This is a genomic window from Pseudomonas sp. KK4, assembly GCF_001984065.1.
Lineage (GTDB): Bacteria > Pseudomonadota > Gammaproteobacteria > Pseudomonadales > Pseudomonadaceae > Aquipseudomonas.
Window position 1 is genome coordinate 1 of record NZ_LYVP01000188.1, and the last position, 6,721, is coordinate 6,721.

Genomic DNA, 6,721 nt, shown 5'->3' on the forward strand with positions numbered 1-6,721 from the left:
CCTCGATAAGTGTGGGAGCGGGCTTGCTCGCGAAGGCGTCAGCATCGGCACCTGGCTGTCGACTGACCCACCGCAATTGCGAGCAGGCTTGCTCCCACACTGTGGGGCGCTCCTGCAGGGGAGGGGGCGTGGCTCTACGGGTTCGCTTTGGCCCTGAGCGCCTGCCCCACCCGGGTTTGAATCTCATAGGCGGGCGCTTCGACGGTGGAATAGTCGCGGGTGTAGCGCGTGGCGAATTCGCGCACGCCCCATTGCATGTACTGCTGCACATGCTTGAGTTCATGAGCCCACAGCGTGACATTGTTCTGGGCATCCTCCGGACGCCGGAAGACGATGATGTCGACCAGGGTCACGGCATTGATATCAGGGTTCTGCAGCATGGCGTGGGCGGCGTTCAGCTCGCCGTCGTCGCCGACCTTGTAGCGCGCCGAATCCAGCACCTGAAGGTCATAGTAGGGCTCAACCTGGGCGCGGATGTTCAGCGGAATCGGCTGAATATCACCCGCGGCCGCCATCTCCCGCGATTGCACAATCCAGTTCTCCAGCCCGGTTGCGGCCATCTGATTCATGTCCTTGAAAATCGTCCCCACATCCCCTTCGGTACCGGGCGCGCAAAAGCAGGTGACTACGCACACCTCATATTGCCCGGCCGGACAGGCAAGCGAGGGCAACGATGTGCCAAAACAAAACAGCACCATCGCTGCCCGAAAAACGCGACGTAAACAGACCATCAAAACGTTCTCCTCAAGGCACCCGGGCATCCGGTCCCGGTTGATCGTCATTGCCGGATTCGCAGCCAACGCCAGATCTCATCTCGACGCCTCGAAAATAATTGGAACCGCTTTTCGACGCGCTCGCCTAATGATCAGCAGGTGGATAATCCCACAGGCAATCTGCCAATACCGGCATCTTTCCAGAGGTGGTCAACGTGGCTAAAGACGATAAGAAAAGCAAAGGTGATTCTTCAAAAGCCAGCAAGGATTTGAAGGACAAAAAGGCGGCACCGGCAAAAAAAACGGCGGTGGCATCGGCTTTTTCGAAATCTTCCGACAAGAAAGACAAGAAGAAAGATGCCGAACCTAAGAAATCCGCAAAAAAAGCCGACAGTAAGCCAGAAAAGGCCAAGAAATCAGACAAGGCAGAAAAGTCAGCAACGAAGAAAAAGTGACATGTGCACGGCTAGGGCTTTACGCCCTAGCTTCTTCACGCAACAAAAGATCCGCCATCTTGCGCCCACACAGCCCGCATCATCGGTTACAGGATGGCCGTTTGTCCGGTCTTGTGGGACAACAACGCCGCGTCGAGCAGTTGGTGCATCCGAATGGCGTCGGCAAAGGTGCCGGCGGTGTGAGTGTGTTGGTTGAGGTCGTGGGCGTAGGCTTGGTACAGGTAGGCAAGTTCCAGCACGGCAGAGGGCAGTTCGGCGGATGTGAGGGTGTCGTAGCCGATGGGCAGCTCAAGTACTTGCAGGGGCAGGTTATCGCCATGGGCGCCTTCGATCACGTAGTCGTCACCCAGGTCGCCAAACGCTGAGCGATTGGTGATTCTCAGGTCGCCGGCGTCACCGGTGATGTCGATCTGCACCCCCGAGCCATTGCGTTTGCCACCTTCGATGTGCACCGACAACACCGCGTCGTCGCCAATCATGCCGCTGAGCACCAATTGGTCTGGAGCGGTGGTTTCGATCTGTTCGCCGGTTTCGCGAATGGTCACCACGGGGAACTGGTTGACCAGCAGGCCGCTGACCCGATGGGGCCAACCGGTGGCGGTCAACAGCATGTCGAGGAAGTGCCCGGCGTAGATGGCGATCACGCTGGAGAAGTTTTCCGCCGGGGCGGTCCAGCGCAAGGCGTTGGGGCGCAGGGCCTGGAAGTAATTCATGCTGACGTGCATGCGTACCGAACGCAGTTTGCCGACGTAGCCGCCCTGCAGCAGGTCGCGCAAATAGCGATTGTGCGGTGCGAGGCGCCGTTGCAAGCCGACGACGGTGCGCACGCCGGCCTCTTCGGCTAGCCTGAGCAGTTCCTGCGAGGTCCGGGTATCGGGCGTCAGCGGCCATTCACAGTACACATCTTTGTTCGCCGCGATGGCCGCTCGTACGGCCTGTTCATGTTGCGGCGCCGTGGTCAGTACCACCACCAAGTCCACCTCTGGATGGTTGACCAATTCTTGCAGCGAACCGACCACATGGCGAATGCCAAACGTCTCGGCCGCCTCGGCAGCGGCTTGCTGGCGTTGCGAATAGAGGGCGCTGATTTCATATTCCGGCAGCAGCTGCAGCACCCGGACGTGGCCGTGCCTGGCCCAGTTTCCGATACCGACCAGACCGACGCGGATCTTCTTGGCAGCAGGGAGTGAAGTGTTCATAGCAGACCTCAGAAAAAGTAATTGGCTGACGGCGAGTGTGACCAGCCGCGCCCGACTGAAAAAGGGTGCGACGCTCGTGACTCTGCGGACAGAAACGGGGTGAATTGCCTGGATCAGGCACTCAAACGCAGTGGTGCGGCCGATGGCGTCTTCAGCAGGTGGGTCGCCATGAAGTCGACAAACGCCCGCAACTTGGGTGAGCGATAGGGGCTGGAGGGCCACACGGCACGAAAGGTGCCGGTGTGCTCGGTGTACTCGCCCAGCACCTGCACCAGCGTGCCGTCGGCGATTTGCTGGCGACAGGCAATGTCCGGTACGCAGGTAATCCCCAGGCCCGCTTCGGCCAGGGCAATCAGCGGCTCGACGGTGGTGGAGGTGGACGCCACCGGCACCACCACATCTTCGCCGTCCACCGGCGCCAGCAGTGGCCATCGCTCGAGCTTGCCGTTGGTGGGGAAACGGTGGTGCAGGCAACTGTGGTTGACCAGATCTGCCGGTTTGACCGGCGTGCCGGCGCGTTTGAGGTAGGCCGGTGACGCGACCAGTTTCAGGTGATAGTGGCCCAGGCTGCGGGCAATGAGCCGAGAGTCGGACGCCTCGCCGGTGCGCACCACCACATCAAACCCATCGTTGATGATGTCCACCAGGTTGTCGGAAAAATGCAGGTCCAACTCGATGTCTGGATAGGCCTGCATGAACGCGGTGAGGGTTGGCGTCATCAGCGTGCCCGTCAACGGCAGGCTCACCCGCAGGCGGCCGTGGGGCGTGGCGCGGGTTTGCGCCAGGCTGGCTTCGATGGCCTCCATTTCCTCGAAGATGCGCCGGCAGCCGTCGAGAAACAGCAGGCCCTCTTCGGTCAACTGAATGCTGCGGGTGCTGCGATGGAACAGGCGCACGCCCAAACGTTGTTCCAGGCGCGCCACGGCTTTGCCGATTGCCGAGGCAGACAGGCCCAACTGGTTGCCGGCCTCGGTGAAACTGCGGGTTTCGGCCGCGCGCGCGAAGATCTTCAGCGAGCTGAGGTTGTCGAGGTGAGACATGCTTGGAGGCTCCGGGGCGAGCGGCCCACATGGCTGTGGGCGCTGCAGGTTTCACTGGGCGTAGAGGTCCACCAACTGGGTGTTGAACGCGTTGACCAAGGTGTGTTCGTTGGGCCCGGCATTGGCGCGCAAGGGTTTGGCGCGCTCGACCAGGACTTCCTCGGCATCGGTAGCCAGCACCGCCATGGTTTCGGCGATGAATTCGTCCAGCGGCATGGCCAGTTCTTCTTCGGAACTGTTCATCAGTTCGGTACGCACCCATGGCGGCGCGATTTCCAGCACCTTGACCGAGGTGTCGCGCAGCATGAAGCGTTGCGACAGCGCGTAGGAGTGCAGCGCCGCCTTGGTCGCCGAATACACCGCGGTCAGCGCCATCGGCACGAAGCCCAGCACCGACGAGGTGTAGGCCACGTAGGCGTTGTCTGCTTGCTTGAGGTGCTCGATCAGCGCAGACGTCAGGCGAATCGGGCCCATCAGGTTGGTGCTGATGGTCGACACCAGCAGCGCGTCGTCCACCTGGCCCGCCGCCGTGTCCGGCAGCATGATGCCGGCGTTGTTGATCAGCACATTGAGCTGTGGGAAATCGTTGATCAGTTGCCGTGCCACCCGGGCGATGCTGGCCGGGTCGGTGATATCCAGCTCCACGGCGTGCATGCCCGGGTTGGCGGCGACGACGGCGGCCAGATGCGCCTGGCGACGTCCGGAAATGATCACCTGGTTGCCCAGTTTGTGCAGTGCCTCGGCCAGTGCGCGGCCAATGCCCGAACCGCCGCCAGTGATGAAGATGGTGTTTTCAGTCAGTTTCATGGAAGTACTCTCAGGTGCAAGGAAGGGGTTATCTGGCCGCGCGAACAATCAGTTCGGCGACGGCGGTCGGTTGGGAAATCATTGAGCAATGGCCCGCATCGACGAAGTCGCTGACGGCACCGATTTTCTTCACCAGCCGTTCCTGCAGGGCAGGTGGGATGGCGTTGTCGAGACTGGCGACCAGGTACCAGCTGGGCTTGTTCTGCCAGGCGGCGTGGGTGAGCGGGGCGCTCAGTGCGGCGGCGGCGGTGGGGCGCTGGCGGGTGAACAACTGATGCTTTTCGGCGTCGCTGACGTCCTGGGCGAAGCCCTGGTAGACGCCCTGATAGGTCAGGCTCAGGTTGCCGGCGTCATCCCCGCGGATTTCGGCGCTCATCAGCGATGGCTCGACCAGGTCGGTCAGCCCCAGGGCCGACTCGCCGATGTCCGGGGTAAAGGCATTGATGTAGACCAGGCCCGCGACGTTGGGGTGACCGCCGGCCTGGCTGATGACCGCGCCGCCATAGGAGTGGCCGACCAACAGCGCCGGGGCCGGGCTGGCGGCGATCACTTCGCTGACCGCCGCTGCGTCTGCTGCCAGCGAGGTCAGCGGCAGGTTCACCGTGGTGGTGCTGATGCCAGCGGACTCGAGGCGTGCCCGGACCTTGTCCCAGGACGTGCTGTCGGCCCAGGCGCCGTGTACGAGAATGACGTGTTTGATTGCGCTCATGGCCAGTGTCCTGTGTCAGGTAGGACGGGCAGGGCGCCCGTTCGGTGACTTCAGGATCTATGCTAGGCGCGAGCGGAAAAGGGCATGGGCCATAAAAACGGCGTTTTGGGTCAAATGGAAGGCGCGCACACTCTGCTGTACGGCAAACCACCTGTGGCGAGGGAGCTTGCTCCCGTTGGACTGCGCAGCAGTCCCATTCTTTTTAATCAAAAAGCGGGGGCCGCTTCGCAGCCCAGCGGGAGCAAGCTCCCTCGCCACAGGGGTACGCGTGTCTTTGATGCCAATCACCCCGGCAGTGGTTCCTCCAACGTCTGAGCCGCACTGCGAAGTGACTGCGGCGACTGGCCAAAGGCACGCATAAAGGCCCGGCGCATGCGGTCGCGATCACCGAAGCCGGTTTCCGTGGCGATGGTGTCCAGCGAGTGACGGCCCTGTTCCACCAGCATCCGGGCGCTTTCCAGGCGCAGGTTTTCAATGGCCTTGGCCGGAGAGCTGCCGGTCTCGGTACGAAACACCCGGCTGAACTGACGAGGGCTTAAACACGCCGCATTGGCCAGATCCTCGGTTCGCAAGTCTTTGCGCAAATTGCGTCGCGCGTAGTCGAGGGCTTGCTGCACGCGGTTGGACGTGGGGTTGAGGGCGACCATCTGCGAGTGCTGCGACTGGCCGCCGGCTCGTCGATGATAGAGCACCAGACTCTGCGCCACGCTGCGGGCCAGGGCCGCGCCAAAATCCTTTTCCACCATGCCCAGGGTCAGGTCCAGCGCGGCGGTCATGCCGGCCGATGTCCAGATCTTGCCGTCGACGATAAAGATCCGGTCTTCCTCGACTTTGACTTGCGGGTAATCACTGCGTAACTCCGCAGCCCGTCGCCAATGCACCGTCGCCCGACGTCCGCTCAACAACCCGGCTTCGGCCAGGGCGAAGGCACCGACGCACAGCGCCGCCATCCGCCGCACACGCGGTTCGATCTCCCGCAGAAACGCCACCACCCCAGGCGGCGTCGCCGAACGATCCATGGCCCCGGCCACCAACACCGTATCGAACGCGGCGTTGCTGAACGCTTCGGTGTGCACCGAGGCCACCAGCGAACTGGCAATCGGCCCGCCATGCTCGGACAGCACGTGGATGTCGTAGAGCGGCTCCCCCGCTGCGCGATTGGCGAACTCGAAGGCAGACAGCGCCGCCAGGCTCATGACCTGGAAGTCTTCTCGTATCACCAGGGCGACTTTCTGCACGGCGGTTCACTCCTAAAGATTGGATGGCGGCTGGCCGGAGGGCGAGTGGCTGCAAGCCAGTGTGACGCAGTCTGCACCCAATGGCGCTCGCCGTCAGTCACCCTGATCCTCCAATCCGATCAGGCAGATCATCGTGGGAGCGGGCTTGCTCGCGAAGAACGTCGGGGCGACACGGTCATTTAGGCCGCCCGCGTTATCGTTGACGTCCATCGCGAGCGAGCTCGCTCCTACAGGGGAATGCGGTCAACTGTGGGAGCGGGCTTGCTCGCGAAGAACGTCGGGGCGACGCGGTCATTCAGGCCGCGCGCGTTATCGTTGACGACCATCGCGAGCGAGCTCGCTCCTACAGGGGAATGCGGTCAAATGTGGGAGCGGGCTTGCTCGCGAAGAACGTCGGGGCGACGCGGTCATTCAGGCCGCGCGCGTTATCGTTGACGACCATCGCGAGCGAGCTCGCTCCTACAGGGGAATGCGGTCAACTGTGGGAGCGGGCTTGCTCGCGAAGAATGTCTGGGCGACGCGGTCATTCGGGCAGCCCGCGTTATCGTTGACGACCATCG

The 6,721-nt window shown here is 62.4% G+C and carries 7 protein-coding genes; 1 reads left to right on the plus strand and 6 read right to left on the minus strand.

What is annotated here, in order from left to right; translation table 11 throughout:
* Window positions 1–134: 134 nt before the first annotated feature.
* Window positions 135–698 carry a DUF4157 domain-containing protein gene (locus tag B0W55_RS28200; RefSeq protein WP_256576406.1) on the minus strand — a complete coding sequence of 188 codons (564 nt, stop codon included), beginning with the start codon at window positions 696–698 and terminating at the stop codon, window positions 135–137.
* 221 nt (window positions 699–919) lie between these two features.
* Between B0W55_RS28200 and B0W55_RS28205 the strand changes: the two genes are divergently transcribed.
* Window positions 920–1,168, plus strand: a complete 249-nt coding sequence (locus tag B0W55_RS28205) for a hypothetical protein (protein ID WP_077049188.1) — start codon at window positions 920–922, stop codon at window positions 1,166–1,168.
* Window positions 1,169–1,254: 86 nt separating this feature from the next.
* Here B0W55_RS28205 and B0W55_RS28210 read toward each other — a convergent pair whose 3' ends face one another.
* From B0W55_RS28210 to B0W55_RS28235, 5 genes are all read right to left on the minus strand, one after another.
* Window positions 1,255–2,367, minus strand: a complete 1,113-nt coding sequence (locus B0W55_RS28210) for a Gfo/Idh/MocA family protein (RefSeq protein ID WP_077049189.1) — start codon at window positions 2,365–2,367, stop codon at window positions 1,255–1,257.
* Window positions 2,368–2,480: 113 nt separating this feature from the next.
* The gene (locus B0W55_RS28215) at window positions 2,481–3,407 is read right to left on the minus strand and encodes a LysR family transcriptional regulator (protein WP_077049190.1); all 927 of its coding nucleotides are present in this window, start codon (window positions 3,405–3,407) and stop codon (window positions 2,481–2,483) included.
* Window positions 3,408–3,458: 51 nt separating this feature from the next.
* The gene (locus B0W55_RS28220; RefSeq protein ID WP_077049191.1) at window positions 3,459–4,214 is read right to left on the minus strand and encodes an SDR family oxidoreductase; all 756 of its coding nucleotides are present in this window, start codon (window positions 4,212–4,214) and stop codon (window positions 3,459–3,461) included.
* Window positions 4,215–4,242: 28 nt separating this feature from the next.
* Window positions 4,243–4,923 carry an alpha/beta fold hydrolase gene (locus B0W55_RS28225; protein WP_077049192.1) on the minus strand — a complete coding sequence of 227 codons (681 nt, stop codon included), beginning with the start codon at window positions 4,921–4,923 and terminating at the stop codon, window positions 4,243–4,245.
* A gap of 284 nt (window positions 4,924–5,207) precedes the next feature.
* Window positions 5,208–6,161, minus strand: a complete 954-nt coding sequence (locus tag B0W55_RS28235; protein WP_139340998.1) for a GlxA family transcriptional regulator — start codon at window positions 6,159–6,161, stop codon at window positions 5,208–5,210.
* Window positions 6,162–6,721: the final 560 nt, after the last annotated feature.